The 25,080-nt window shown below is 64.9% G+C and carries 26 protein-coding genes; 12 read left to right on the top strand and 14 right to left on the bottom strand.

Annotated elements, in window-relative coordinates; genetic code table 11:
• Positions 1 to 12: 12 nt before the first annotated feature.
• The 8 genes from KCN53_RS00985 to KCN53_RS00950 form a co-directional block, all read right to left on the bottom strand.
• Complete coding sequence (locus KCN53_RS00985) at positions 13 to 2,097, bottom strand: prolyl oligopeptidase family serine peptidase (RefSeq protein WP_088711866.1); 2,085 nt, start codon at positions 2,095 to 2,097, stop codon at positions 13 to 15.
• Between the two features lie 84 nt (positions 2,098 to 2,181).
• Entirely contained in the window at positions 2,182 to 3,180 is a 999-nt protein-coding gene (gene nadA / locus KCN53_RS00980) for a quinolinate synthase NadA (RefSeq protein WP_088711867.1), read from the bottom strand.
• Between the two features lie 10 nt (positions 3,181 to 3,190).
• Positions 3,191 to 3,808: a DUF4230 domain-containing protein gene (locus KCN53_RS00975; RefSeq protein ID WP_172406190.1), complete on the bottom strand. Its 618-nt coding sequence runs from the start codon at positions 3,806 to 3,808 to the stop codon at positions 3,191 to 3,193.
• Positions 3,805 to 4,689 (bottom strand): MBL fold metallo-hydrolase, encoded by an 885-nt coding sequence (locus KCN53_RS00970; RefSeq protein ID WP_088711869.1) that lies wholly within the window; start codon positions 4,687 to 4,689, stop codon positions 3,805 to 3,807. Before KCN53_RS00970 ends, KCN53_RS00975 begins: the two co-directional genes overlap by 4 nt.
• A gap of 258 nt (positions 4,690 to 4,947) precedes the next feature.
• Complete coding sequence (locus tag KCN53_RS00965) at positions 4,948 to 6,165, bottom strand: acyl-CoA dehydrogenase family protein (protein WP_088711870.1); 1,218 nt, start codon at positions 6,163 to 6,165, stop codon at positions 4,948 to 4,950.
• 41 nt (positions 6,166 to 6,206) lie between these two features.
• Positions 6,207 to 7,313, bottom strand: coding sequence for an acyl-CoA dehydrogenase family protein (locus KCN53_RS00960; RefSeq protein ID WP_088711871.1), 1,107 nt, complete (start codon positions 7,311 to 7,313; stop codon positions 6,207 to 6,209).
• 79 nt (positions 7,314 to 7,392) lie between these two features.
• Complete coding sequence (locus tag KCN53_RS00955) at positions 7,393 to 7,584, bottom strand: DUF1192 domain-containing protein (RefSeq protein ID WP_088711872.1); 192 nt, start codon at positions 7,582 to 7,584, stop codon at positions 7,393 to 7,395.
• A 9-nt stretch (positions 7,585 to 7,593) separates the two neighbouring features.
• On the bottom strand, positions 7,594 to 8,100 hold the full coding sequence (locus KCN53_RS00950; protein WP_088711873.1) for a hypothetical protein: 507 nt from the start codon (positions 8,098 to 8,100) through the stop codon (positions 7,594 to 7,596).
• A gap of 136 nt (positions 8,101 to 8,236) precedes the next feature.
• On the opposite strand from KCN53_RS00950, the gene KCN53_RS00945 reads away from it, so the two are divergent.
• The 9 genes from KCN53_RS00945 (at position 8,237) to KCN53_RS00905 (ending at position 16,757) form a co-directional block, all read left to right on the top strand.
• Positions 8,237 to 9,211, top strand: a complete 975-nt coding sequence (locus KCN53_RS00945) for an NAD(P)H-quinone oxidoreductase (protein ID WP_088711874.1) — start codon at positions 8,237 to 8,239, stop codon at positions 9,209 to 9,211.
• A 244-nt stretch (positions 9,212 to 9,455) separates the two neighbouring features.
• Positions 9,456 to 10,334, top strand: a complete 879-nt coding sequence (locus KCN53_RS00940) for a UDP-2,3-diacylglucosamine diphosphatase (RefSeq protein WP_172406191.1) — start codon at positions 9,456 to 9,458, stop codon at positions 10,332 to 10,334.
• Positions 10,335 to 10,400: 66 nt separating this feature from the next.
• Positions 10,401 to 11,453, top strand: coding sequence for a glycosyltransferase family 4 protein (locus KCN53_RS00935; protein ID WP_088711876.1), 1,053 nt, complete (start codon positions 10,401 to 10,403; stop codon positions 11,451 to 11,453).
• Between the two features lie 122 nt (positions 11,454 to 11,575).
• On the top strand, positions 11,576 to 12,280 hold the full coding sequence (locus KCN53_RS00930) for a DUF1013 domain-containing protein (RefSeq protein ID WP_088711877.1): 705 nt from the start codon (positions 11,576 to 11,578) through the stop codon (positions 12,278 to 12,280).
• A gap of 66 nt (positions 12,281 to 12,346) precedes the next feature.
• Entirely contained in the window at positions 12,347 to 13,423 is a 1,077-nt protein-coding gene (locus KCN53_RS00925) for an MBL fold metallo-hydrolase (protein ID WP_088711878.1), read from the top strand.
• A 50-nt stretch (positions 13,424 to 13,473) separates the two neighbouring features.
• Positions 13,474 to 13,728 (top strand): exodeoxyribonuclease VII small subunit, encoded by a 255-nt coding sequence (locus tag KCN53_RS00920; protein WP_088711879.1) that lies wholly within the window; start codon positions 13,474 to 13,476, stop codon positions 13,726 to 13,728.
• A complete protein-coding gene (locus KCN53_RS00915; RefSeq protein WP_088711880.1) occupies positions 13,725 to 14,621 on the top strand; it encodes a polyprenyl synthetase family protein in 897 nt (298 codons plus the stop codon). Before KCN53_RS00920 ends, KCN53_RS00915 begins: the two co-directional genes overlap by 4 nt.
• An 11-nt stretch (positions 14,622 to 14,632) precedes the next feature.
• Complete coding sequence (gene coaD, locus KCN53_RS00910; protein WP_088711881.1) at positions 14,633 to 15,133, top strand: pantetheine-phosphate adenylyltransferase; 501 nt, start codon at positions 14,633 to 14,635, stop codon at positions 15,131 to 15,133.
• 82 nt (positions 15,134 to 15,215) lie between these two features.
• Positions 15,216 to 16,757, top strand: a complete 1,542-nt coding sequence (locus KCN53_RS00905) for a DEAD/DEAH box helicase (RefSeq protein ID WP_088711882.1) — start codon at positions 15,216 to 15,218, stop codon at positions 16,755 to 16,757.
• A gap of 39 nt (positions 16,758 to 16,796) precedes the next feature.
• Here KCN53_RS00905 and KCN53_RS00900 read toward each other — a convergent pair whose 3' ends face one another.
• Positions 16,797 to 17,576, bottom strand: a complete 780-nt coding sequence (locus KCN53_RS00900; RefSeq protein WP_088711883.1) for a class II aldolase/adducin family protein — start codon at positions 17,574 to 17,576, stop codon at positions 16,797 to 16,799.
• Positions 17,551 to 17,742 carry a DUF2256 domain-containing protein gene (locus KCN53_RS00895; protein WP_088711884.1) on the bottom strand — a complete coding sequence of 64 codons (192 nt, stop codon included), beginning with the start codon at positions 17,740 to 17,742 and terminating at the stop codon, positions 17,551 to 17,553. Before KCN53_RS00895 ends, KCN53_RS00900 begins: the two co-directional genes overlap by 26 nt.
• An 82-nt stretch (positions 17,743 to 17,824) precedes the next feature.
• Here KCN53_RS00895 and KCN53_RS00890 point away from each other — a divergent pair, with 82 nt between their 5' ends.
• On the top strand, positions 17,825 to 18,496 hold the full coding sequence (locus tag KCN53_RS00890; protein WP_088711885.1) for a hypothetical protein: 672 nt from the start codon (positions 17,825 to 17,827) through the stop codon (positions 18,494 to 18,496).
• Here the strand turns inward: KCN53_RS00890 and KCN53_RS00885 are convergent.
• On the bottom strand, positions 18,411 to 19,088 hold the full coding sequence (locus KCN53_RS00885) for a TIGR04283 family arsenosugar biosynthesis glycosyltransferase (protein ID WP_088711886.1): 678 nt from the start codon (positions 19,086 to 19,088) through the stop codon (positions 18,411 to 18,413). The two genes, KCN53_RS00890 and KCN53_RS00885, sit on opposite strands and share 86 nt — an antisense overlap.
• Positions 19,085 to 19,684 (bottom strand): TIGR04282 family arsenosugar biosynthesis glycosyltransferase, encoded by a 600-nt coding sequence (locus tag KCN53_RS00880; protein WP_088711887.1) that lies wholly within the window; start codon positions 19,682 to 19,684, stop codon positions 19,085 to 19,087. Before KCN53_RS00880 ends, KCN53_RS00885 begins: the two co-directional genes overlap by 4 nt.
• Before the next feature lie 43 nt (positions 19,685 to 19,727).
• On the opposite strand from KCN53_RS00880, the gene KCN53_RS00875 reads away from it, so the two are divergent.
• Positions 19,728 to 21,356 (top strand): alkaline phosphatase D family protein, encoded by a 1,629-nt coding sequence (locus KCN53_RS00875; RefSeq protein ID WP_172406192.1) that lies wholly within the window; start codon positions 19,728 to 19,730, stop codon positions 21,354 to 21,356.
• A gap of 27 nt (positions 21,357 to 21,383) precedes the next feature.
• Here the strand turns inward: KCN53_RS00875 and KCN53_RS00870 are convergent, their stop codons facing one another.
• The gene (locus tag KCN53_RS00870; RefSeq protein WP_088711888.1) at positions 21,384 to 21,785 is read right to left on the bottom strand and encodes a DoxX family protein; all 402 of its coding nucleotides are present in this window, start codon (positions 21,783 to 21,785) and stop codon (positions 21,384 to 21,386) included.
• 114 nt (positions 21,786 to 21,899) lie between these two features.
• The gene (locus KCN53_RS00865; RefSeq protein ID WP_088711889.1) at positions 21,900 to 23,510 is read right to left on the bottom strand and encodes an isocitrate lyase; all 1,611 of its coding nucleotides are present in this window, start codon (positions 23,508 to 23,510) and stop codon (positions 21,900 to 21,902) included.
• 157 nt (positions 23,511 to 23,667) lie between these two features.
• Between KCN53_RS00865 and KCN53_RS00860 the strand changes: the two genes are divergently transcribed.
• Positions 23,668 to 25,059, top strand: coding sequence for a helix-turn-helix domain-containing protein (locus KCN53_RS00860; RefSeq protein WP_088711890.1), 1,392 nt, complete (start codon positions 23,668 to 23,670; stop codon positions 25,057 to 25,059).
• Positions 25,060 to 25,080 lie beyond the last annotated feature (21 nt).

The following is a 25,080-nucleotide window of genomic DNA, read 5'->3' as shown; positions in this document are numbered from 1 at the left end:
CTGCGCCCGGCCCTATTTCAGAACGCGCCTGGCATAGGCCATCATCAGCGCCGCACGATATGCCTCCTCGCGCTGGTTGGCCGCACCGGCGTGACCGCCCTCGATATTCTCATAATAGTAGAAGGGTTTGCCGAACTCCTCCAGCCGGGCCGCCATCTTGCGGGCATGGGCCGGATGGACACGGTCGTCCTTCGTCGAGGTATAGATCATGGGTGCGGGATAGTCCGCGCCCGGCGTGAGGTTCTGGTAGGGCGAGTAGGTGCGCAGCGTCTCCCACTCGGCGGGTACGTCAGGGTCGCCATATTCGCCCGTCCAGGACGCGCCCGCGAGCAGCTTGTCGTAGCGCTGCATGTCGGCCAGCGGCACGCCCATGATGATGCCGTCGAACAGGTCGGGGCGCTGGGTCATCGCCACGCCCACCAGAAGGCCGCCGTTCGAGCGCCCGGAGGCTGCGAGAGTCGAGCTCAATCCGGCCTGCTTCAGATCCTCGCCAACGGCGTAGAGGTCGTCGAACACCTTCTGCCGGTTCTCTTTGAGCACACTCTCGTGCCAGTCGGGGCCGTATTCCCCGCCGCCGCGAATGTTGGCGAGAACGAAGCTGCCCCCCTCCTGCACCCAGAACAGGCCCATCGGGCCGATACGATAGGGATGCTTGATGAGGTAATCCGGCAGCTGTGCAATGCGGAACCCGCCATAGGCGTGCATGATCGTGGGGAGCGGCCCCTCGGCGCCCGCAGGACGCACCACGAAATAGGGGATTTTCGTCCCGTCGGAGGAGGTGGCGAAGCGCTGCTCGACGTCGATGCTGTCGGGGTCGAAGGCGGGACTGCGCGCTTCGATAAGCGCCGGCTCCTCGCCGGACTGGGTCGCGAAGAGCTGCGGCGGGTTGGCGAAGCTCTCTGCGGTGAAGAAGGCGATGTCGCGCTTTCCGCCAGCCGCCGCGACGTGGACCACGCCGTTCTCGGGAACAGGCACATCTTCGGCCTTCCAGTTCCGGTCGAGCGCGATCAGCCGACCGGAAACATCGTCGAGAAGGCTGATGTACAGGCGGTCGGCGCCGGCGGCGACCTGCTCGATGGCCTGCGTCTCGGACGGGGTGAAGACCGGCTCTATGCCGAAGCTGCCGTCGCGCACGAAGGCGTCGAGATCATAGGCAACGAGTGAGCCCGCGGGATAGTCGCCCCACCCCTCGTGCAGCCGCACGATCGCCTTGCCGTCGAAGACTTCGGTGATCGAGGCGGTGTCCGGCATCGGCACCTCGCGCAGGGTGCCGTCCTCAAGCACATGGTAGAAGCTGTGCAGCCAGAAGGTCTTGTTGCGCGAGATGATGGGATAGAGCGTCCCGTCGTCGGACGCCGTGAAGACGCTGAAGCCGACCTCGCTTGCGGGAATTTCGAGAAGTACGGGGGCATCCGACAGTGAAACGCCGCGCTGCCATATGCGCACCTGCCGTCCATAGCCGCTTTCGGTCAGACTATCGGGTCCGAAGTCGCTGGAGATGAGCAGCGTGTCGCGGTTCATCCATGTGACGTCGTGCTTTGCCTCGGGCAGCGTGAAGCCGCCTTCGATGAACCGGCCGGCGCTGAGGTCGAATTCGCGGACATAGCCGGCATCGCTGCCGCCGTCCGACAGCGACACCAGGCATCGCTGGTAAGCGGGAGCGAGGCAGTTGGCCCCCTTCCAGACCCAGTTGCGGTTTTCCTCGACCGACAGGGCATCGAGGTCGAGCACCGTCCGCCACATGGGAGTGCCGGCGAGCATGTCGTCGATGGTCGCGACGCGCCAGATGCCGTGAGTATGTTCGCTGTCGGTCCAGAAATTGGTAACCCGGTCGCCCAGGACACGGTTCGGCACCGACAGCCGGTCGGGATTGGCCAGGATCTCGTAAGCGCGTTCGCGGTAGGTCTCGAACGAGGCGTCTTCGGTGAGCGCCGCAGCGGTTTCGCCGTTCCACTCGCGCACCTGAGCGAGGGCAGCGTCGCTCTCGACTTCCTCCAGCCACAGATATGGGTCGCCCGAAACGGTTGGTCCGGTGTCGGAGGTCGTCGCCGCACAGCCGGCAAGCAAAGTCAGGAATGCAGCGGAAATCAGTTTCATCAACAGGCCCCTCGTACCTCAGCCGCGCCGCAACCTTGAGGCGGCGCGTCTACCGCCGGAGTCGTAACGGGAATCGGCCGGGGTTCAATCCCCGTCGATGGCGCCGAGATCGCCCTTTCCAACCGTCGCGCTGGCCATTTCCAGCATGCGGTCGAGTGACTTCTTGGCGCCTACCCGCACATCCTCGGGGATTTCGATACGCGGCTCCAGGTCACGCAGGCAGATGTAGAGCTTTTCCAGCGTGTTCATCGCCATGAACGGACACATGTTGCAGTTGCAGTTGCCGTCCGCGCCGGGAGCGCCGATGAACGTCTTCTGAGGCGCGGCCTTCTCCATCTGGTGAATGATGTGCGGTTCGGTGGCGACGATGATCGTCTCCGCTTCGAGGCCGAGCACATAGTCCAGAATCGAACTGGTCGACCCCACATGGTCGGCATGGTCGAGGATGTGGGGCGGGCATTCGGGGTGGGCCGCAACCGGCGCGCCGGGATGCTCGGCCTTCAGCTTCAGAAGTTCCTTTTCGCTGAAGGCCTCATGGACGATGCAGGCGCCCGGCCACAACAGCATGTCGCGGCCCAGCTTACGGCTGAAATAACCGCCGAGATGCCGGTCGGGCGCAAAGATGATCTTCTGGTCCTGCGGCAACTGGTTGAGAATCTTCTCCACCGATGACGACGTGACGATGATGTCCGACAGCGCCTTCACCTCTGCCGAGCAATTTATGTAGGTCAGCGCGATATGGTCGGGATGCTCCTCGCGAAACCTGCGAAAGGCGTCCGGCGGACAGCTGTCCTCGAGCGAACAGCCCGCGTCCATGTCGGGCAGCACGACGGTTTTTTCCGGCGACAGGATTTTCGCCGTTTCCGCCATGAAGCGAACACCGCAAAAGGCGATGACGTCGGCATCGGTCTCCGCCGCCTTCTTGGAGAGGTCGAGGCTGTCGCCGACGAAATCGGCCAGGTCCTGAATCTGCGGGTCCTGGTAGTAATGGGCCAGGATGACGGCGTTCCGGTCCTTCCGCAGCCGGTCGATCTCTTCGAGAAGGTCGAGACCGGCAAAATTTTCGCGGACGGGTGCGTTCATTTATTATTCCTCACATCGCGCTCCCGCTTTCGTCGGGGAACCTGACAATTACTTGGGCAGGGATGCCCGCGGCCTCAAGGGGAAGGCGGAAGCTGCGCGCCGCGGCAGAGCGCGCCGAATCGCGCGCCATCTGCAGCATCAGCTCGCTTCCGGCCTCTTCCATCACGGCGGCGCGTACCTTGCGGCGGTTGGCCCGGTCTAGCGCTTCGTTGGCGCCGCCGACGGTCAGGAGAACCGCGCCCTCGCCGTAGTCGCGTACGTCCGACATGTCGATTTCGGGTTCGGACAGTTCGATGGGCGGCAGGTCGACGACCATCCGTGCCGTCGCCGGATCCCAGCTGATGTCGCCGGCTGACAATTGCGAGTAGTCGATTTCATACTTCACCGTCGCCGGCACGATCATCGTCTTTTCGGCGGCAAAGCCCAGGCGTTCTGCCCTGCTGGTGACGGCCACGGTGAACCGGCCCGCAAAGACGGACAGGCGGTTCTGGGCGCGCACGGCGTCGAGGCTTGCCGCGGCGATCGTCTCGACCTGAGGCTCGAACAGGTCGTTTGCCGGCTTCAGAACCAGCCAGAGGGCTCCGGCGCCAAGCAGGAGTCCGGCCAGGAGGGCGAGGAAACTCCTCACGCTTTCGACCAGCGTTCCCCGGCGTCGCCGTCCTGCCGGCAAACGAGGCCGCGGCGTTCGAGGTCGATGAGGTGCGCCAGGACGGACCGGCCCGCGGCAGGGTGCAAGGCCTTGTTCACCATGGCGTACATCGTCTTCACGAATTCCTCGATGGTCTTCTCGCCGTCTTCGAGCAGCGTCAGGATCTGGTTTTCCCGCTGCTTTCGGTGAACGAGATAACCGCGCACGAGCTTCTTCGGGTCCCTTACGGCTTCGCCGTGCGTGGGATAATAGACCGTCTCCTCACGGCCCTGCAGCTTGCGCAGCGAGTCGAGATAGGCCGTCATGTCGCCGTCCGGCGGCGAGACCACGGTAGTCGACCAGCCCATGATGTGGTCGCCGGAAAAAAGCGCCTGCTCCTCGCTCAGCGCGAAGCAAAGATGGTTGGAGGTATGGCCGGGCGTATGCACGGCCTCGATGGTCCAGCCCTCTCCCGCTACCCGCTCGCCGTCCTCCATGACATGATCGGGCGCGTAGCTGGTATCGAACGCGGCGTCGGACCGCGGCCCGTCATCCTCGATCGCGAGCGGCGCGCATCCCCAGACCGCCGCGCCGGTGCGCTCGCTTAGCCGAACGGCAAGCGGGGAATGATCCTTGTGAGTGTGCGTGATAAGGATGTGCGAGACCTCGCCTTCCCCCACAGCCTCGAGGATCGACCGGAGGTGGGCATCGTCGTCGGGTCCGGGGTCGATCACGGCCACCTGATCCGTTCCAACCAGATAGGTGCCGGTGCCGAGATAGGTGAAGGCGCTGGGATTCTTCGCCAGAATGCGCCGGATGCGCGGCGACAGGCGTTCGCTTTCGCCATAGGGCGCGGCGGCGATGGCATCCTCGATGTTCATGAGCCGGGGTTTCCCGAAGATTGGCCGGTTGCGCAAGCGAGCGAAACTCGTGGGCCGAGAAGCTTAGCTAGAGCGGGCGGGGCCAGACATGAGTAAGCCGGATGCGGCCCCATACTGGACCGGATCCGGCGAGCTACTCTAACGTCACCAGTACGCTACGCGGTGACGATTATTTAGTTAACGGACCGATAATCGGTACGTTCCCGAAAAAAGGTGCAACCTTTATCAAGACGTTGATTCAAATTAGTAAAATGGGCGTCAGACGGGCTTCAATTCGTTGAAGGGCGTGTCCTTTGGCGGCCGCAGGTCGCCCGGCAGGCCGAGGACCCGTTCAGCGATGATGTTCCGCAGAATCTCGTCGGTACCGCCAGCGATACGCAGGCCGGCCGCGCCGAAATAGCTGGACTGGAAGCGATCGAGCTCGGACCCCGGCTCGGCTTTCACGAAGCCCTGGCTTTCGGACAGGTCGAGCGCGATGCGGCTGATCTCCTGCATCTGCTTGGCCACGACCACCTTCGAGATCGACTGCTCGGGTCCGGGCGTCTTGCCCTGGGAGAGGGCGGAGAGCGCCCGCTGCTGGGTCAGCTTCACGCCATGATCGTTGATATAGGCCTTGGCGATTTCCTCGCGCACGTCCGCCTGTTCGGAGGCCGGGCCGAGTACGGTCTCGATCTCCTTCGCCAGGTTGAGAAGCGCGCGCCAGTCGGGCGAGTAGCGCGGCTTGCCGCCGACGGCGAGACGCTCGTTCATCAGCGTCGTCAGCGCAACCTGCCAGCCCTGGCCCTCGTCACCCAGACGCCAGGCGTCGGGAACGCGAACATCGTCGAAGAACACCTCGTTGAAGTCGCTGCCGCCCGACATCTGCTTCAAGGGCCGAGCCTCGACGCCTTCGGAATGCATGTCGACGATGAACATCGTCAGGCCCTTGTGCTTCGGCGCCGACGGATCGGTACGGGTGACGATGATGCCATAGTCGCAAAGGTGGGCGTTGGTCGTCCAAACCTTCTGACCATTGATCACCCACTCGTCGCCGTCCTTCTCCGCCTTGGTGCGGATGCCGGCAAGATCGGAACCGGCCGCCGGCTCCGAGAAGAGCTGGCACCAGATTTCCTCGCCTTCGAGAGCGACGGGCACGAAGCGGTCGACGACCTCCTGCGATCCGTGGGTGAAGACGGTGGGAATGCACATGCCGAGGCCGATGGCGTAAAGGCCGGTGGGGGCAGCAGACTTGCCCTCCTCCTGGCTGAAGATGATCGATTCCATCGGGCCCTTGCCCTGACCGCCGAACTTCTTGGGCCAGGTGATGCCGGCATATCCCGCATCATATTTCTTCTTCTGCCAGCTCTTCTGGCGCGCAACGAACTCCTCGTTCGTCTTCGCGGCGCCCTGGCCTTCATATTCCTTGGTGTTTTCGGCGATCCAGGCACGCACCTTCTCGCGGTAGGCTGCCTCTTCGGCGGTATCGTTGAAATCCATGATCTATCCTCCGTGTCTCCTCCCCGCGGGGAGGGCTGTTCCTACGCCGCTTCCGCATTCCTATTCTCAAGCGAGCGGACCAGTCGATCCGACCAAAAGCCGCGGCTGCCGAGCATTGCCGAGATGGCGCGGGCACGGCGGTAGTAGAACTGGCAATTCGATTCCCATGTGTAGCCGATGCCGCCGTGCATCTGCACATTCTCCTCGGCAGTGTAGGTCACGGCATCGAGGCTTGCCGTGCGCGCGGCTGCTGCAGCCTGGCGAAGTTCGGGCGATCCCGCCTGAAAGGCCCATGCGCCGTGCATGGCGTGGGCACGGGCAAGCTCGCCCTTCACGTACATGTCGGCGGCATTGTGCTTGACGCCCTGGTAGCGGCCGATCCGCTGGCCGAACGCAACGCGCTCCTTGGCGTAATCGACGGCCATGCGCATGGCCGCGTCCTGCGTACCCAGCGCCTCGAAGGAAAGAAGCACCGCCGCGCGGTCGAGAAAGTCCTGATAGTCCGCCGACGTGCCAAGCGGCTCGGCCTCGACCCCCTTCAGTTCGATGGTGCCGTGGGGGCGGACGAGATCGAGCGTCTCCACGACCGTGACCCGGGCGTCGTCGCGGGACAGGTCGACCAGGGCGAGCGCGGGCCCGTCCTCGCCGGCATAGGATACGACCGCCGCATTCGCGATCGGCGCGTCGGCGACCGGGCTCTTGGTGCCGGTCAGGCCGCCCTTTGCCATGCGCGTATCGGGCATGGACGAGGGCAGCTGCGATGCGCCTTCGCCCCAGCCGAAGCAGCCGATGACGGAGCCGTCGGCTACGCCGGGAAGCCACTTCGCCTGCTGCTCCGCACTGCCCGCGATCAGCAGCGCCTCGGTAAAGAGCATGGTCGAGATGAGCGGTGCCGGAACCAGCCCGCGGCCGATTTCCTCCGCGATCAGGCAGGCCTCTTCGGCGCCGAGGCCGACGCCGCCATGCTCCTCTGGCACGCGGATCGCGGTCAGGCCGAGTTCGACAGCCTGCTTCCAGATCGCCTCGTCATAATGTTTGTCGGGATCGTTCATGACCGCGCGGGCGGCATCGGGCCCGGCGGTCTCGTCGAAGACGCGGCGGGCCTGGTCCTGCAAAGTCCGTGCGTCGTCGGAAAAATCGAAATTCATGCGGGTGCTCTCCCCATTGCCAATGCGCCGGTTATGCGCAGGTGGGCGCGGCCGCGCCGACCCTTACTTTGAAGGGGGCTCAGCTCTTGAAGAGGGAATCGGCCGCGGAGCGGAAGTCCTTCGCGCCCGCGAGTTTCGCCCGGGTTCGTTCGGTTTCCGCTTCCAGCATCCGGACCCGCGCCTCCAGTTCATGCACCGAAAACGGATCGAGGTCGGTCTTCATCACCGCCTCAAGGGGGTCGCCCGGCCTTGGAAGATCCTCTTCGTCCATGATGCGAGCTTAGTTGTCCTCTTCGAACTCTTCCAGCGGAGTCGTCTTGGCGACAACGGTACGGATAACCGTGAAGATGAGAACGACGGTCCCGACGACGAGCGCGCAGCAGAGGACGACGAGGGAAAAAAGGACGTTGTAGAGGATACTGAAGAAGTTCGGCGGAACGCCGTCCATTTCCTGAACGGGAATGGTGAGCGCGAGAAGCAGGACGACCGCCCCGACAAGCGACAGGGTCGCCATGATCGAAACCCGGTAGACGCGCCGGTACATATCTTCGTGAAATTCGCTGTCCGTATTTCGCGTCATGCTGAGGATGGTCAGCATGAGTGCAAGCATCGTCGCGGAGGCCGTGGCGATGCCTGAGCCGAGATAGAGACCGGAATCGGCGAGGGTGTCGATCAGGTCGGTTGCCTTGCCGCTGCTATAGACGCGGCCAATGGCGAAGCGGGCGGTCGCGCCCACCAGAACGATGAACAGTCCGCTGGCCCACGCCATTCGCTGGTCGACACGCATGGTTTGCTTCCTGCTTCATTTTACCGCAGCCTCTTCCCCCTGAACGGGTCGCCTAAGACACGGTTCCGAAGCGGATCAATGCCTTGTAAGGGCGCGGGCAAAAGGAGATGTCGTGACGGACCCGATACCAGACACGATGCGCGCCATCGATCCGCAGGAAAGCGGCGATGCCGACACGCTGCAGCTTCGCGACTGTCCCGTGCCTTCGCCGCAAACGGGCGAGGTGCTGATCCGCGTCGCGGCTGCCGGTATCAACCGACCCGACATCATGCAGCGCCAGGGAGCCTATCCCCCGCCGCCCGGCGCGCCGTCCATCCCCGGCCTGGAAGTGTCGGGGACCGTCGTCCGGCTGGGCGAGGGAGCCAGCGGTCTCTCAGAGGGCGACAAGGTCTGCGCGCTGGTCGCCGGCGGCGGGTATGCCGAATATGTCGCCGCGCCTGCCGGGTCGTGTCTGCCGGTCCCCGATAGAGTGTCGCTGATCGATGCCGCCGGCCTGCCGGAAACCTATTTCACGGTCTGGTCGAACCTCTTTGAGCGGGCGGCGGTGAAGGATGGCGAGACGGTGCTGATCCATGGCGGGACGAGCGGCATCGGCACGACCGCGACGCAGCTCTGCCGCGCGTTCGGTATCAAGTCGATCACCACGAATGGCAGCGACGAGAAATGCGCAGCCTCGCGGCGGGCGGGCGCCGATCACACCATCAACTACAAGTCTCAGGACTTCGTCGAGGAAGTGAAGCGCATCGCGCCGGACGGGGTAGATGCCGTGCTCGATATGGTCGGCGGCGATTACCTGCCCCGCAATATCGACTGCCTCGGGACTGCCGGCCGCCACGTATCCATCGCCATCCAGCGCGGCCCCACGGCAGAACTGCCGATCTGGAAGGTGATGCAGAAGCGGCTTATTCTGACGGGCTCGACGCTGCGCGCGCGAGAGCCGTCATTCAAGGCGCTGATCGCGGACGCGCTGCACCGCGACGTCTGGCCGCTGTTCGCCGGCGGGGACCTGAAGGCGCTGACGGACCGCACCTTCCCCCTTGCGAACGCCGCGGACGCCCACCGTCACATGGAGGCGGGCAGCCATGTCGGGAAAATCCTGCTGACCGTGTGACGTTTCTTCCCGGCGGCCCATGGCCCGCCCGGGTCAAATGCAAGATTATGGCGCAAAGTCCTCGCCTCCGCGTTCTTTCGAACATCATTGCGAATCATTCGATCACGGCAGTGTTCGTTTCAACTTGCCAATTCGAGACTAAAGTCGAATGAAGTAATCTTGAATCTTTCGTGACATCGGCGGAATTCCGCAAAAGCGTAACATAGTTCCGGTCTACGACATCCCGACTGAGTGGGGATTTGCTATGTTCGGTTGGAAGTCCAAGTCAGAAGAGATGGCCCGCCAGGTCCTGTCCGGCGGAGATGCGCGCCTCAGCGTCCCGGAGAAGCAGGACGGCGAGCGCACCCGCTACCGGACCATCTGGATTTCCGACGTTCACCTTGGCACGCGCGGGTGCAATGCCGACTTCCTGATCGACTTCCTGGACAGCGTCGACAGCGACCGGATGTACCTGGTCGGCGACATTATCGACGGATGGCGCCTCAGGAAGAACTGGTACTGGCCGGACAAGCATAACGACATCATCTGGCGCCTGCTGAAGCGGGCCCGGCGCGGCACCGAAGTCGTCTACATTCCGGGCAATCACGACGAGGCGTTCCGCCAGTTCGTGGGCCTGAATTTCGGCGGCGTGGAAATCAAGCGCACCGCCATACACGAGACGGCCGACGGGCGCCGGCTGCTGGTCTGCCATGGGGACGAGTTCGACGCGGTCGTCCTCTATGCCCGCTGGCTCGCGGTACTCGGCGACATGGCCTATGTCACCATGATGGAAATCAACCGGGTCCTGAACCTGGTGCGCCAGAAGCTGGGCATGCCCTACTGGTCGCTTTCCAAGCACGCCAAGCACAAGGTGAAGAACGCCGTTGAATTTATCGGCCGGTTCGAGGAGGCGGTCGCCAAGGCGGCGAGGTCGCGCGGTCTGGACGGCGTGGTCTGCGGCCATATCCACACGGCCGAAACGCGCGTCATCGACGGCGTCGAATATTATAACGACGGCGACTGGGTCGAAGGCTGCAATGCCCTGGTCGAACATCAGGACGGCCGCATGGAAATCCTCGACTGGACGCAGATCATGCGGGAACGCGACAAGCCGATCCTGCTACCCTCGGCCAAGGCGGCCTGAGCCGCGCCCATGTTCGTCGCGGCTCCTTCAAGCATCTCTGCGGCCTTCTGAGTAGAAAACGAGCCGATGCGCATCACCATCGTGACCGACGCCTGGATCCCGCAAGTGAACGGCGTGGTCCGCACCCTGCAGACGGTGAAATCGGAACTCGAGGCCATGGGCGACACGGTCGACGTGATCTCACCCGACCTGTTTCCGTCCTTTCCCTGCCCCTCCTATCCGGAGATCAGGCTCTCCATCGCCTGGTCCGGCCAGCTGGGGCGCCGGTTCCGCCGGTTCGTGCCGGATGCGATCCACATCGCCACCGAGGGGCCCTTGGGGATGGCGGCGCGGCGCTGGTGTACGCGTAAGACGCTGCCGTTCACAACAGCCTATCACACCCAGTTTCCCGACTATGTGAGCGCGCGTACCGGCGTTCCGGCGGCGCTTCTGTGGCGTTTCGAGCGCTGGTTCCACCGTCCGGCAGCGGCGACCCTTGCTGCCACTCCCAGCCTGCGCACCCAGCTGGCCGAGCAGGGAATCGGTCCGCTGCTTCCCTTCGGCAGGGGTGTGGATTTTTCCGCCTTTCCCGAGACGCCCCCGCCCCGGCCGGCGGCCTATGACGGTCTTCGCGGGCCGATCCAGCTCTATGTCGGCCGCGTCGCGGTCGAAAAGAACCTCGAAGCCTTTTTGCGGACATCGCAGCCGGGGACGAAGATCATCGTCGGCGACGGACCGGCCCGCGCGGCGCTGGCCCGGACATATCCCGATGCAGTCTTTCTCGGCGCACTGCACGGCGCGGACCTCGCCGCCGCCTATGCGCATGCCGATGTCTTCGTCTTTCCCAGCCGCACCGATACATTCGGTCTGGTCATCATCGAGGCGCTCGCCTGCGGAACGCCCGTCGCTGCCTATCCCGTTCAGGGTCCTATCGATTTGGTGGCGCCGCATGTCGGGGCGCTGTCCGAGGACCTAGATGCGGCGATCCGCGAGGCCCTGACGCGCGACCGCGCTGCCTGCAAGACCTATGGGCGCGGCTTTACCTGGGCGAGCGCGGCGCAGGAATTTCGCAGCGCGCTTGCCCGGTTCACCACGTCCGAACGGCAGGAAGCCTTCGCTCTCGACCCCGTGGCGGCCTGACCGAAGTGGGGCGGGCGAGGGCACGCGGCGAGCAATATTGATCGAGGGCAAGTGGGTTTCTATACTGGGCCCACGCCGGCCGTCCCTTTGGGGCGGCCCGTTTTTTATCCGGGAGACCCCTTATGGCGCAGGAGCATCCGCTCATGCCGCACGCCACCGCCGAATGGCTGGTGGACAATACGACGCTTTCCTTCGAGCAGATCGCCGAATTCTGCGGCCTGCATATTCTGGAGGTGCAGTCGATCGCGGACGAGACCGCCCAGCACAAGCATCTGCCCCGGAATCCGGTCGAAGCCGGCGAACTGACCCGCGAGGAAATCGAGAAGGGCCAGGTCGACGAGGCCTACCGCCTGAAGATTTCGAAGGGGCCGGAGCAGAAGCGCCGCACCAAGGGTCCGCGCTATACGCCGGTGTCGAAGCGTCAGGACAAGCCGGAAGGCATCGCCTGGCTGGTGCAGAACCATCCCGACATTCCCGATTCGAAAATCTCGAAGCTGATCGGCACGACCAAGAACACGATCCAGGCCATTCGCACGAAGCAGCACTGGAACATGGAAAATATCGTTCCGAAGGATCCGGTCGCGCTGGGTCTCTGCTCGCAGCGCGATCTGGACGCGCTGGTCGAGGAGGTCGCGAAGAAGCAGGGCGTCGAGATTACCGATCCGCGTTTCGAAAGCGACCGCGCCGCCATGCTCGAAGAGCTGCGCCGCGAACGTGCCGAGGCCGAAGAAGCCGCGCGCAAGGCCGCCGAAGCCGAAGCGCTGGGTCTCGACCCCGATGCGGGACCGCGCAGCCAGGACCAGGTCGATCCCTTCGCGAAGGGCTAGGATAGCAACGCATCCCGAAAAACAGATAGGCGCGCGGCCCGGTGCCGCCGCCTACACCCCGGACGCATGACCGACGTCTCCCTGACCACGCCGCCTGAAACGGGCGAGACCCGGCGCAAGCTGTTCTATCCGCACGGGCGGTGGCACCCGGAGCCGGGCGACCTGTTCGAAATCGCCGCCGGGGTCTTCTGGCTGCGCATGCCGATGCCGTTCAGTCTGGATCACATCAATCTGTGGATTCTGGACGGCGGTGCAGAGGGCTGGACGCTCGTCGACACCTCAATTCCCGCGTCCAGCTGCAAGGATGTCTGGCGGCCGGTCCTGAAGCGGCTGCAGGCCGAAAAGCCGGTCACCCGCTTGGTCTCCACCCACTATCACCCCGACCATCTCGGTCTGGCGGGCTGGCTCTGCAAGAAGACCGGCGCTTCCTTCGCCATGACGCAGACCGAGTATCTGATGGCGCGGATGCTGCTGTCCGACCAGCGCGACGAGCCGCCCGAGCAAGCCGTTCGCTTCAACGAAAAGGCGGGCTACCCGCTCGAAAAGCTGGAGGAAATGCGCCGGGAGGGCTGGGGCCGGTTCGCGCGTGCGATCTATCCGCTGCCGGACGAATATCTGCGCCTGAAGGAAGGTGACGTTCTGACCATCGGGGCGCGGGACTGGGAAATCGTCGTCGGCAGTGGCCACACGCCCGAACATGCCTGTCTGCTCGACCGGAAGGGGAAGGTCCTGATCGCCGGCGACCAGGTGCTGCCGCGCATCACGTCGAACATCTCGCTGCATCCGACGGAGCCCATGGCGAACCCGCTGGGCGATTGGCTGGATTCGATCGAGAAGCTGCGCGCGCTGCCGGACGACCTGCTGATCCTTCCGGCCCATGGCTTCCCCTTCAAGGGCCTGCACGAACGGCTGGATCAGCTTGAGCATGACCACAGGCACAAGCTCGGCCTGCTGCGCCGGTTTCTCTCCGATCCGCGGAAGGCAACGGATACGTTCGAAATCCTGTTCGGCCGGCCGATCGGGGACAGCGAATTCGGCATGGCGACGGGTGAGGCGCTGGCGCATCTCCGCTGGCTGGAAGCGGAAGGGTTGGCGATGCGCCAGGTCGAAGACGGAACCGCCGACCTGTGGCGGGCGGTCTAGCCGGGCGGAGCCTTCTTGTAATGCAGTCGGCAAGTGGCCAAGACGGCCCCATGCAGGAGTCAGCACCGCCCGAAGAGGAACCCGGTTTCGAGGTGGCGATGCGCCGCCTAGAGGAAATCGTGCAGAAGCTGGAGCGCGGCGAGGAGTCGCTGGAAGAGTCGCTTGCCCTCTACGAAGAGGGCTCCCGGCTCAAGAAGATCTGCGAAGAGAAGCTGGCCGCCGCCCGCGTTCGCGTGGAGAAGATGCGCCTAGGCCCGCGCGGCGAGCCCGAGGGAACCGAACCGCTCGACACGGCCGACCGTTGAACCCCAGCGCCCAGCTTCGACCGGCGCTCGACGCCATCGCCCAGGCCGTCGATACGCGGCTGGACCGGCTGCTGCCCGTTCCCGACGATCCGCGCGCCCGTCTCGTCGAAGCCATGCGCTATGCCTCCATGGCGGGCGGCAAGCGTATGCGGCCCCTTCTATGTGTCGCGGCAGGCGACTTGTTCGAGGTGGACAAGGAGCGGTCCTTGCGCGTGGCGGTCGCCGCCGAGTGCGTCCACGTCTACAGCCTGGTGCACGACGACCTGCCGTGCATGGACGATGACGACCAGCGGCGCGGCAAGCCGACGACGCATATCGAGTTCGACGAAGCGACCGCCGTCCTTGCCGGCGATGCATTGCAGGCCCTGGCCTATGAAGTGCTTGCCCACCCGGCGACGCATGACCTGGCCGAGGTCCGCGCGGAGCTGTGCCTGCAGCTTGCCAAGGCCAGCGGCACGGACGGCATGGCCGGCGGGCAGATGATGGACCTGGCGGCGGAAGACGGCGGCTTCGACCTGCCCATGACGACGCGGCTGCAGCAGCTGAAGACGGGTGCGCTGATCGGCTTTTCCGTCGAGGCCGGTGCCATCATGGGCAGTGCAGGCGCGTCCGAACGTACACAGCTGCGCGGTTATGCCCATGATCTGGGCCTCGCCTTTCAGATTGCCGACGACCTCCTCGATATCGAGGGGGATGAGGACAAGGCGGGCAAGGCGCTCGGCAAGGACGAAGCCGCCGGCAAGGCGACGTTCGTCTCGCTGATGGGGGTCGAGCGCGCGCGGTCGCAGGCGCAGATGCTGATCGACCAGGCGATCGACCATCTGCACGGGTTCGGCAGCGAGGCCGACCTGCTGCGCGCCGTCGCCCGCTTTGCGATTTCCAGGGACAGGTAGGGGGAAGACAGATGAGAATCGGTGTCTATCCGGGAACGTTCGATCCGATCACGCTCGGGCATCTCGATATTATTCGGCGCGGCGCGAAGCTGGTCGACAAGCTGCTCATCGGTCTCAGCACCAATCCGTCCAAGACGGCGCTGTTCGACCTCGAAGAACGCAAGGCGCAGATCGAAGCCGAGGTTTCGTCGATTGCCGACGGCACCATCGAGGTCGTGACGTTCAGCGGTCTGCTGATGAACTTCGCCGAAAGCGTCGATGCCTCGATGATCATTCGCGGTCTGCGGGCGGTCAGCGACTTCGAATATGAGTATCAGATGGCCGGCATGAACCAGCAGCTGAACGACGACATCGAGACGGTCTTCCTGATGGCGGACGTTGCTCTGCAGCCGATTGCGAGCCGCCTGGTCAAGGAGATCGCTCGTTTCGGCGGCGACATTTCGCCCTTCGTCACCCCCGCCATCGAGGAGGCCGTGCGCACCCGGATGGCGCAGCGCGCAGCGGCGGGCTGAACGAGCCGCGCCTTGACTTTCCCCGGTATGGGGGCGATGGGCCGCGCTACGTAATTTCCCGCACCACAGGATCAGCGCTGCTTTGAGCTTTCACCCCCTCGGCCTTTCGGACGAGCTCCTTTCCGCCGTTGCGGACAGCGGATACACCGAGCCAACCGATATCCAGCGTCAGGCGATTCCGCTCGTCCTGATGGGCAAGGACGTGGTCGGCGTCGCGCAGACCGGGACCGGCAAGACCGCCAGTTTCGTCCTGCCGCTGATCGATATCCTGGCGCAGGGCCGCAGCCGGGCGCGCATGCCTCGCAGCCTGATCATCGCGCCGACGCGCGAGCTGGCCGACCAGGTAGCGCAGAACTTCGAAAAATATGGCCGCAATCACAAGCTGACCATGGCGCTGCTGATCGGTGGCGTGGGCTTCGGGGATCAGGACAAGCTGCTGGAAAAGGGCGTCGATGTCCTGATTGCGACACCGGGCCGGCTGCTCGACCAGTTCGAGCGCGGGAAGATCCTGCTGTCCGGCGTCGACATTCTGGTCATCGACGAGGCGGATCGCATGCTCGACATGGGATTCATTCCCGATGTGGAGCGGATCTGCAGCCTGCTGGGTCGCAACCGCCAGACGCTGCTGTTCTCCGCGACCATGCCGCCGCCGATCAAGAAGCTGGCCGACAAGTTCATGTCGTCGCCCAAGCAGGTCGAAAGCGCGCGGCAAAGCTCCACCAACGAGAATATCGAGCAGCGCCTGCTCGAGGTGAACCCGCGGTCGAAGCGGGCGACGCTACGCAAGCTGCTGCGTCAGGACGAGGTGACCAGTTCCATCGTCTTCTCGAACCGCAAGCGCGATGTCCGCGAAATCGCGGCGATGCTGGAGAAGGAAGGCTTTGCGGTCGGCCAGATCCACGGCGACATGGACCAGAAGGACCGTCTGGCCACCATGGAGCGGTTCAAGGCCGGCGACGTGAACATCCTGGTGGCGTCGGATGTGGCCGCGCGCGGCCTCGACGTGAAGGGGGTGAGCCACGTCATCAATTATGACGTGCCCTACAATGCCGAAGACTATGTTCACCGTATCGGCCGGACGGGCCGCGCGGGCGCCAAGGGCGTATCCTACACGCTGGCGACCGAGAAGGACGCCGAATTCATCGCCGCGATCGAGAAGCTGATCGGCCGGAAAATCCAGACGACGACGCCCGGCGAAGAGGTCGAGGCGGCCAAGGGGGCAGCGCCCAGGGGAGCCGCTCCGAAGAGCGAAGCGGATGGCAGCGCTGAAGACTCCGATAGCGAGACCAAGGCGAAACCGAAGCGCCGCCGCTCGAAGTCCGGTGGACAGAGGTCACGTGCCAAGCAGCGGGACGCTGGCGAGTCGCCGGATGTTGCGGACGAGCCAACTTCCGATTCCGTAGAGCCTGCCGAGGAGAGCGACCGGCCCGCGCCCGAGAAGAAGCCGCGCCGCCGCAAGTCCCGAGCCAAGACCTCGCCCGCGAAGACGACGGAAGGCCCGGATAGCCGGGACGGCGAGGCGAGCCCTAAGGCGAAGCCGGCGGCGATCATCGATGAGCCGCTCTCGCCCGAGGATGCGGTCGAGGACTGGAACGGTCCCATCCCGGCATTCCTGTCGCGCTAAGGGCGGCTGCGGGGCCGGCCGCGCCGGCTCATCTCGCGTCTAGTTCCGAAAGCCGGGATCGATGCGGTCCAGCTTGCGCAGAAGAGCGGGCCAGGCGAGGCTTTCGCTGACCATCTTCATATTGTCCGGCGAACTTTGCTGCGCGACCTTCTCCTCGGTGCCCTGCGGCGGGGTGTTGAGGTTCTCGCGGCCGACGGACAGCATGTAGACCTGAGCCTCGCAGGCGCGCTCCAGGAAATACATCCGTAGAAACGCGTCCGCGACCGTTTCCCCGACCGTCAGCGTGCCGTGATTGCGAAGGATCATGGCGTGTTTCTCGCCAAGATCGTTCACCAGCCGCTCGCGCTCTTCCAGGTCCGTCGCGATCCCCTCATAGTCGTGATAGGCCACATTATGCTTGGCGATCATGGCGGTCTGCGTGTGCGGCAGCAGCCCCTCGTCCATGGCGCTGACCGCTTGGCCGTACGGCGTATGCAGGTGAAGGACGGCATGGGCGTCCTCGCGCGCCATGTGGATCGCCGAGTGGATGGTGAACCCCGCCGGGTTCGTCATGTACGGCGTTTCCATCACCGGATGCCCCTCGGTGTCGATCTTGACCAGCGAAGAGGCGGTGATCTCTTCGAACATCAGATTGTAGGGGTTGATGAGGAAATGGTGCTCCGGCCCCGGCACGCGCGCCGACAGATGCGTGAAGATGAGGTCGTCCCAGCCATAGTGGGCAACCAGCCGATAGGCGGCGGCCAGGTTGACGCGAACCTCCCATTCCTCCTCCGAAACCTGCGAGCGGACGTCTTCAGGGGTCCTGAGCTGCGTTGCCATTCGATCTTCCTCCCTCGTCGTTTCTGCCTGCCTTCGAGCGGCAGGCTTTCGAGCAGTATACAACATTCGGCCAGTCCCGCGCCCATTTCTTCCGCCAAGAGAAGGGACGGTCGCAGACCGGGCAGGTCTTTGTGGGCAGGTCGGCCTTTCGGCGCATCTTCGCCATCGCGCGCGAGGGTAGCGGCTTGATTGCCGCGCCGAAAGGCGGTCAGACGGCGCAAGGGCATGGCAGGCGGGAGGGAACCAGGATGCCGAAATGGATGCGGCCGGAAATGCTGATGGCCATCGCGGCGTTCGTAACCTCGATCGCAGCGGTCTGGGTGGCGTGGGAGCAGTCGCGCCTGATGCGGGTGCAGCAGCATGCCTCCATGCGGCCCATCCTGACGACGGCAGCGGGTATGAACGCGGGTCAGCTGACATTTCACGTCGCGAATGTCGGCGTCGGTCCGGCGCTGGTCCGGTCGGCGGAACTGGCATTCGGGAGCGAAGGCACCGCAGACTGGACTGCCTATCGGCAGAAGCTGTTCCCGGAGCTGGACGAGGGAGTGATTGCGGTGGTGAACGTCGATGCGATCGAGGGGCGTCCCATCGCGGCCGGCGAAAGCTTTTCCGCGCTGACGCTGCAGGTTCGGGAGGAAGCGCGGACGCCCGAGGTGTTTCGGCAGTTCTTCTCCCGGTTCAGATCCGCGGAGGAATGGCCCAATCTGCGCATCTGCTATTGCAGTGTGTTTGACCGCTGCTGGACCACCGAAGTGAGCGGAGAAGCGGCCCCCGTGAAGGAATGCCCCGCGCCGACGAATTGGCAGAGCGCCCCCCTTGCCTCGATGGCGGCGGTTAGCGGCGAGCCAGTCCCCGGTAGAGCCGGGCCAGGCGTTCCGGGGACAACCCCAGATGCCATCCCGCAAGCATCGCCTGATTGATCGCCACCGAACGAAGCGCCCCCTTCGACCGCCAGCGGCGGGGAGATGTTTCTACAAGTGCCTGCAGCGTGACCACGCGTCCTAGAGTGCGCGCGCGGCGGACCAGGTCGTAGTCCTCCATGATCGGCAGCGGCCGGAAGCCGCCAAGCCGGTCGAAGGCGTCGCGGCGCAGGAACAGCGCCTGATCGCCATAGGGCAGCCCAAAGCAGCGGCTGCGCAGGCTGGCCCCGGCGGCGATGACCTTCTCCGCGGGACGGGCGTCAGCAATGCGCAGTGAGAAAGCTCCCAATGCGGTGTCGGTCCGGGAGAGAAGCTGCTCGACGTCCTGCATCCAACCGGAGGGCAGGAGGGTGTCGGCATGAAGAAACAGCAGGGGATTTCCCGGCCCTGCCATAGCGGCGCCGGCATTCTGCTGCGCGCCCCGGCCGCCCGTCTCCTCGACCGCCTGCGCGCCGAGCCGCCGGGCAATTGCGACGGTGTCATCTCCGCTCCCGCCGTCGGCGACGATGATCTCGGCTCCGGCCGCCGACTCGATCGTGCGCGCGATCGCCCCGGCTTCGTTGAGGGCGGGTATGATAACGGTGATCGTCATCGCCGCGGGTCGAGCGCAGGCCAGCGCTCGAGGTCCTCCGGCCGGTCGAGGTCGGCGAGCGTGCCGATATGCCGGGTGCGCCAGCCGAGCCGGTCGGCGTTCGCGGTCACTTCGGAACAGGCCCGCTCGCGTCCCCAGGCCACGCCCTCGAACAACTTGGCGGGCCAGCTTTTCGCGGCGATCAGCCAGAAGCCGCCATCCTCTGCCGGGCCGAGAACGAGGTCGTTCGAATGAAGCGCCTGCGCCGCTTCGACAATCTGCGCCGGGTCGATGTCGGGAATGTCGCTGCCGACGATGAGTGCCGGCTCGTTGCGAGCGGCATGGCGCATGCGGGTCCCGAGGTCGCCGTTTCCCTGCGTGCGCAGTTCGATCGGTCCGAGCCAGCGGGCAAATGCATCAGGCTGCGCGCCGGTGGCGCTGAGGATCGGCGACAGGTCCGCGAGGCGCGCGAGGGTTCGTTCGACCAGCCGCCTGTGCAACTCCGCCGCGCCGTCGGCCCCCAGGGCCGGGATCAGGCGTGTCTTGCACTGGCCAGAGTGCGGGTATCGGGCGAAAATGATCGGCCGTAACGTCGCCGTCGGTAGTTTTTCTGTCACAGCCGCCGCCTATCAGGCCGGCGAACCCCGGGGGAGCCCTTCGATGACCATTGCCATTCGCCGCCGCCATTTCCTTGCCGCTTCGCTGGGAGGGGCCGCCGCGCTGGCGCTTCCCGCACAGGTTCGCGCCGCCACCATGGGGCGCGGCTTTACGCATGCCGTCGCGTCGGGCGAACCGGGACCCAATTCGGTCATGCTATGGACCCGCTACGCCGCACCGGCATCGGAGACCGAGCTTTCCTGGCAGGTCGCCGAGGATGCCGAATTCGGCCGCATCGTCGGCGAAGGCAGTTGCGCCGCCTCCGAAGCGACGGGGCACTGCGCAAAGGCCGCTGTGACCGGACTGAGCCCGGCGACCTGGTATTTCTATCGCTTTCGCGCGCCGAACGGCGATCTGTCACCCGTCGGCCGGACGCGGACGCTACCGGCGGAAGGCCTGTCGCCCTTCGCCATGGCCGTCTTCAGCTGCTCGAACCTGCCATTCGGCTACTTCAACGCCTACGCCCACGCGGCGCGTCGAAACGACATCCACCTCGCCGTGCACCTTGGCGACTATATCTACGAGTATCCCGCGGGGCGTTACCCCAGCGAGGAAGAGGTGGTCGGCGGCCGCGAGGTCGATCCGGAAACCGAAATCGTAAGCCTGAGCGACTATCACACGCGCTACTCGCTGTACCGCAGCGACCCGGACCTGCAGCGCCTGCACCAGATAGTCCCGATGATCTCCATCTGGGACGATCACGAAATCGCGAACGATGCCTGGATGCATGGCGCGGAGAATCACCAGCCCGAAAGCGAAGGCGACTGGGAGCAGAGGAAGGCAGCGGCGCTCGCGGCCTACCGGCACTGGCTGCCCATGTCTGACGAGCCCTACAAGGCGTATGAGATTGGCGACCTTGCCACCTTGTTCCGGCTCGACACGCGCCTGATCGGCCGCGACGAGCAAATCGATCCGGCGCGCATCCTTGCCGAGGCGGGGTCGATGGAGGCCGGAATTGCCCGCCTGCGCAACCAGGTCTGGAGCGATCCCGCTCGCCAGCTTCTCGGTGCGCAGCAGGAAGCCTGGCTGGCCAAGGGGCTCGCGGCATCGGCGGCGGCGAAGCGCTGGCAGGTGCTGGCTCAGCAGGTCGTCATGGGCTCTGCCTATACGCCGGTTCAGACCACCGAGTGGATCGATCCGGCATCTCCTCCGATGGTGATGCAGCGAGTGCAGGGGGCGCTGGCGCTGGCCCAGGTCGGCATCCCGGCCAATCTCGATGCCTGGGGCGGCTATCCGGCGGCGCGCTCGCGGTTGCTGTCAGCTGCGCAGCAGGCCGATGCGAACCTGATCGTCCTGGCAGGGGACAGCCATAATGCCTGGGCGTTCAACCTGGCCGAGGACGGAAGTCCGGCAGGCGTCGAATTCGGCGTTCAGTCGGTCACCTCTCCGGGGTTCGAGGCCTATTTCACCCGGACCGACCCGCAGGTGGTTGCCGGTGCGCTGATGGAAAGCTCGCCGGAGCTGGCCTGGTGCAACACCTCGCGGCGCGGATACGGCGTCGTCTCCCTCGGCGCCGAAGAGGCGCGCGGCGACTATATCTTCGTCGACACGATCAAGGAAAGGTCGGGCGCTGCCGCCACCGCCAAGTCTTTCACCGTCGCCCAAGGCAGAAAGACGCTGGCGGAAGCCTAGTCCCAAAGAGTTCCTGGGCCCCGAGAGCTAAGGGCGGCGGCGACCGAACGGCCAGTCGATCAGTTCCGCCGCCCACATGCAGGCCCAGAGAATCACAGGCTGAAACAGGAGGCGGGGCAGGTGGTAGGCGAGCGGCAGACCCGTGCCGTTCGTCAGGTCGATGATCGCGTGGTTGATGTTCGCCGGAAAGACGCAGACCGTATAGGCGGCAAGACCCCATCCGGCGGGGCCGCGCAAAGCAGGGACCATGAGTCCGGCCGCGCCGAGAAATTCCGCGATGCCGGTGAGCAGGATCACCTGCTCGGCCATGGGCACCCAGTCAGGGGTGATGACGAGGAACGGTTCGGGGCTGACGATGTGAAAATAGCCGGCAAGGGCGAAGACGATGGCAAGCAGCCAGCGGAGCGCGGTACGGACGGAGGCGATCATCCGCTCCGCCTAGCACAGCGCCCCCGCCGCCAGCGACCGGCGCGCAAAGAAAAGCCCGCTCCGGAAAAGGGAACCGGAGCGGGCGAGTTTTCCCCAGCGTAGGTCTGGTGGCGGCTATTCGGCCGCGAACTGGTTCATCGTGTTGTGCGCGCCGCCGGCCTTCAGCGCGGCCTCACCTGCGAAATACTCCTTGTGGTCGTCGCCGATGTCGGAGCCGGCCATGTTCTGGTGCTTCACACAGGCGATCTGCTGGCGGATTTCCTCGCGCTGGACGTTGAGGACATAACCGAGCATCGCCTCGTCGCCGAAGTAGCGCTTCGACAGGTTGTCCGTCGACAGCGCCGCCGTGTGATAGGTCGGCAGGGTGATGAGGTGATGGAAGATGCCGGCCTCGCGCGCGGCGTCCTTCTGGAAGCTCTGGATGCGGCGATCCGCTTCCTGTGCAAGCTCGGTGCCGTCATAGTCGACGCTCATCAGGCGCTCGCGGTCATATTGCGACACGTCCTTGCCCTCCTCGCTCCAGGTATCGAAGACCTGCTGGCGGAAGTTCAGCGTCCAGTTGAAGGACGGCGAATTGTTGTAGACCAGCTTCGCGTTCGGGATGACTTCGCGGATACGGCTGACCATGGCGCCGATCTGGCCGACATGCGGCTTCTCGGTCTCGATCCACAGAAGGTCGGCGCCGTTCTGCAGCGACGTGATGCAGTCGAGAACCACCCGGTCCTCACCCGTGCCGGCGCGGAACTGGTAGAGGTTGGAGGGCAGACGCTTCGGCTTCACCAGCTTCCCGTCGCGGCTGATGAGAACCTCGCCGTGTCCGACATTGTTCGCATCCACCTCTTCGACGTCGAGAAAGCTGTTATACTGGTCGGCAAGGTCGCCCGCCTCCTTCACATAGGCGATCTGCTTGGTGAGGCCGGCGCCGAGCGAGTCGGTGCGCGCCACGAGGACGCCGTCATCGACGCCCAGTTCGAGGAAGGCGTAGCGGACGGCGCGGATCTTCTGCAGGAAGTCCTCATGCGGGACGGTGACCTTGCCGTCCTGGTGTCCGCACTGCTTCTCGTCCGAAACCTGGTTTTCGATCTGGATGGCGCAGGCGCCCGCCTCGATCATCTGCTTGGCGAGAAGATAGGTCGCCTCCGCATTGCCGAAGCCGGCGTCGATGTCGGCGATAATCGGCACGACATGCGTCTGGAAATTGTCGATCTGGTTCTGGAGGTCCTGCGCCTTCACCTCGTCACCGGCTTCGCGCGCCTTGTCGAGGTCGCGGAACAGGCCGCCCAGTTCACGGGCGTCGGCCTGCTTCAGGAAGGTGTAAAGCTCTTCGATCAGGCCGGGAACGGCGGTCTTTTCGTGCATAGACTGGTCGGGCAGCGGGCCGAAGGCGGAGCGCAGCGCCGCGACCATCCAGCCGGACAGGTAGAGATATTTCCGCTTCGTGGAGCCGAAATGCTTCTTGATGGAGATCAGCTGCTGCTGGCCGATGAAGCCGTGCCAGGCACCGAGTGACTGGGTGTAGTTGGCGGGGTCAGCGTCATAGGCGGCCATGTCCTCGCGCATGATCTTCGCCGTGTAACGCGCGATGTCGAGACCGGTCTTGAACCGGTTCTGCAGCCGCATGCGGGCGACCGCTTCGGCCTCGATATCGTTCCAGGGGGCGCCGTTCTCACGGATCAGGCTCTCGGCCAAGCTGATTTCGCCGGTATAGGGTTGAATGCTGGACATGGGGGGCTCGCTTTCTCACTCGCGTGTTCGTTTGTTGACCCTCATGTGGCGGCAGAAAGGCCGCGGCGAAAGGCGAGGTGAAGTCGATCTGTAAATTCTTACAAGCGATTCCTGTAAGGTTGTAAGAATTGCACATCGCCGTTATGTAAGGACGGATATGGCCGAGAACCGTCCGCTTTTCCTGGGGCCGCGCCTGAGGCGGCTGCGCCGCGAGCTGGGGCTGACCCAGGCCGAAATGGCCGAGGATCTGGACATCTCCTCCTCCTATGTGGCGCTGCTGGAACGAAACCAGCGTCCGACGACCGCAAATCTGCTCATGCGGCTGGCCAAGACCTACCGGGTCGACATTGCGGACCTCGCTGCTGAGGAAAGCGAAGCGCGAAAGCGTCTGGCCGCGATCCTCAAGGACCCCATTTTCGAGGGAATCGAAGTCTCCCCGCTGGAGGTCGAGGACTTCGCTGCCAGTTTTCCTGCCGCGGCCGAGGCCATGCTGAGGCTGCACGCCGTATATGAAAAAAGCCAGTCGGCCCTGGCCGACGAAACCCTGGAAGGCCGCGAGGGCAATTTGCCCGACCCGGTGGCGCGGGTGCGCGATTTCCTGGCGGCACGGCGAAACTATTTCCCCGAGCTGGAGGCGAAAACGGGCAGCCTGTTCAACGCTGCCGGCGGGCCGGACGGCTTCACGGCTCGAATCCAGAAGCGTCACGGCCTGAAGGTCCGGCGCCTGCCGGCGGACGTGCTGGGCGGGTCGGTGCGCCGCTATGACCGCCACCGCAGTGAGGTGTTGTTTTCCGATGCCGTCGACGCCGCGACGCTGCGGTTCCAGACGGCGCTGCAGCTGGTCTACCTGGAATTGTCCGAAGACCTCGACCGGCTGACGTCGGGTAAGTTCGAGCTGAGCTCTACGGAGGAACTGGCCCGCCGTGCCCTCGCAAACTATGCGGCAGCGGCGCTCCTGATGCCCTATGACGGCTTTCGCGCCGAGACGCTGAAGCGCCGCTACGATGTCGAGGCGCTGGCGCGGAAATTCTCGGTCAGCTTCGAACAGGCGGCCCACCGGCTGACGACCCTGCAGAAGCCCGGCGCCGAGGGCGTGTCCTTCTTCTTCATCCGTATCGATCCGGCCGGCAATGTTTCGAAGCGCCTCGACGGCGCGGGTTTCCCGTTCGCGCGCTATGGCGGGGCCTGTCCGCTGTGGAATGTGCATGCCGTCTTCAAGACCCCTCGCCGCGTGCGGACGCAGTGGCTGGAGCTGCCCGACGGGGCGCGGTTCTTCTCGATCGCGCGGACGGTAACCTCCGGCGGCGGTTCGTGGGGCGCGCCGCGGGTCGAGGGGGCCGTGGCCCTGGGATGCGCGGCGGAGCAGGCACGGGAGCTCATCTATTCCGAGGGCGATAGCGGCTCGGCGGCGCCGACCCCGATCGGCATCGCCTGCCGCCTGTGCCAGCGCAGCAACTGCCCGGCCCGGGCCGTCCCGCCGGTCGGTCGCGATATTCTGCCCGACGACTATCACCGGGCGTCCTCGGCGTTGAACCTGGCCGAAGGCTGAGCCGCGTTTTGACACAGGACT

Origin of the sequence: Pacificimonas aurantium (genome assembly GCF_020092905.1) — a bacterium.
Classification (GTDB): Bacteria; Pseudomonadota; Alphaproteobacteria; order Sphingomonadales; family Sphingomonadaceae; genus Pacificimonas; species Pacificimonas aurantium.
This window is presented reverse-complemented; position numbering and strand designations above follow the sequence as displayed.

Bases quoted from the DNA above. Each gene is read 5' to 3' on its own strand.
- KCN53_RS00900 (WP_088711883.1), bottom strand. From the start codon at position 17,576: ATGGCAACGCAGCTCAGGACCCCTGAAGACGTCCGCTCGCAGGTTTCG.
- KCN53_RS00920 (WP_088711879.1), top strand. From the start codon at position 13,474: ATGCAGGAGTCAGCACCGCCCGAAGAGGAACCCGGTTTCGAGGTGGCG.
- KCN53_RS00870 (WP_088711888.1), bottom strand. From the start codon at position 21,785: ATGATCGCCTCCGTCCGTACCGCGCTCCGCTGGCTGCTTGCCATCGTC.
- KCN53_RS00965 (WP_088711870.1), bottom strand. From the start codon at position 6,165: ATGGATTTCAACGATACCGCCGAAGAGGCAGCCTACCGCGAGAAGGTG.
- nadA (WP_088711867.1), bottom strand. From the start codon at position 3,180: ATGAACGCACCCGTCCGCGAAAATTTTGCCGGTCTCGACCTTCTCGAA.
- KCN53_RS00925 (WP_088711878.1), top strand. From the start codon at position 12,347: ATGACCGACGTCTCCCTGACCACGCCGCCTGAAACGGGCGAGACCCGG.
- coaD (WP_088711881.1), top strand. From the start codon at position 14,633: ATGAGAATCGGTGTCTATCCGGGAACGTTCGATCCGATCACGCTCGGG.
- KCN53_RS00890 (WP_088711885.1), top strand. From the start codon at position 17,825: ATGCCGAAATGGATGCGGCCGGAAATGCTGATGGCCATCGCGGCGTTC.
- KCN53_RS00895 (WP_088711884.1), bottom strand. From the start codon at position 17,742: ATGGCGAAGATGCGCCGAAAGGCCGACCTGCCCACAAAGACCTGCCCG.
- KCN53_RS00875 (WP_172406192.1), top strand. From the start codon at position 19,728: ATGACCATTGCCATTCGCCGCCGCCATTTCCTTGCCGCTTCGCTGGGA.
- KCN53_RS00985 (WP_088711866.1), bottom strand. From the start codon at position 2,097: ATGAAACTGATTTCCGCTGCATTCCTGACTTTGCTTGCCGGCTGTGCG.
- KCN53_RS00970 (WP_088711869.1), bottom strand. From the start codon at position 4,689: ATGAACATCGAGGATGCCATCGCCGCCGCGCCCTATGGCGAAAGCGAA.
- KCN53_RS00865 (WP_088711889.1), bottom strand. From the start codon at position 23,510: ATGTCCAGCATTCAACCCTATACCGGCGAAATCAGCTTGGCCGAGAGC.
- KCN53_RS00930 (WP_088711877.1), top strand. From the start codon at position 11,576: ATGGCGCAGGAGCATCCGCTCATGCCGCACGCCACCGCCGAATGGCTG.
- KCN53_RS00945 (WP_088711874.1), top strand. From the start codon at position 8,237: ATGCGCGCCATCGATCCGCAGGAAAGCGGCGATGCCGACACGCTGCAG.
- KCN53_RS00955 (WP_088711872.1), bottom strand. From the start codon at position 7,584: ATGGACGAAGAGGATCTTCCAAGGCCGGGCGACCCCCTTGAGGCGGTG.
- KCN53_RS00885 (WP_088711886.1), bottom strand. From the start codon at position 19,088: ATGACGATCACCGTTATCATACCCGCCCTCAACGAAGCCGGGGCGATC.
- KCN53_RS00935 (WP_088711876.1), top strand. From the start codon at position 10,401: ATGCGCATCACCATCGTGACCGACGCCTGGATCCCGCAAGTGAACGGC.
- KCN53_RS00860 (WP_088711890.1), top strand. From the start codon at position 23,668: ATGGCCGAGAACCGTCCGCTTTTCCTGGGGCCGCGCCTGAGGCGGCTG.
- KCN53_RS00960 (WP_088711871.1), bottom strand. From the start codon at position 7,313: ATGAATTTCGATTTTTCCGACGACGCACGGACTTTGCAGGACCAGGCC.
- KCN53_RS00940 (WP_172406191.1), top strand. From the start codon at position 9,456: ATGTTCGGTTGGAAGTCCAAGTCAGAAGAGATGGCCCGCCAGGTCCTG.
- KCN53_RS00950 (WP_088711873.1), bottom strand. From the start codon at position 8,100: ATGCGTGTCGACCAGCGAATGGCGTGGGCCAGCGGACTGTTCATCGTT.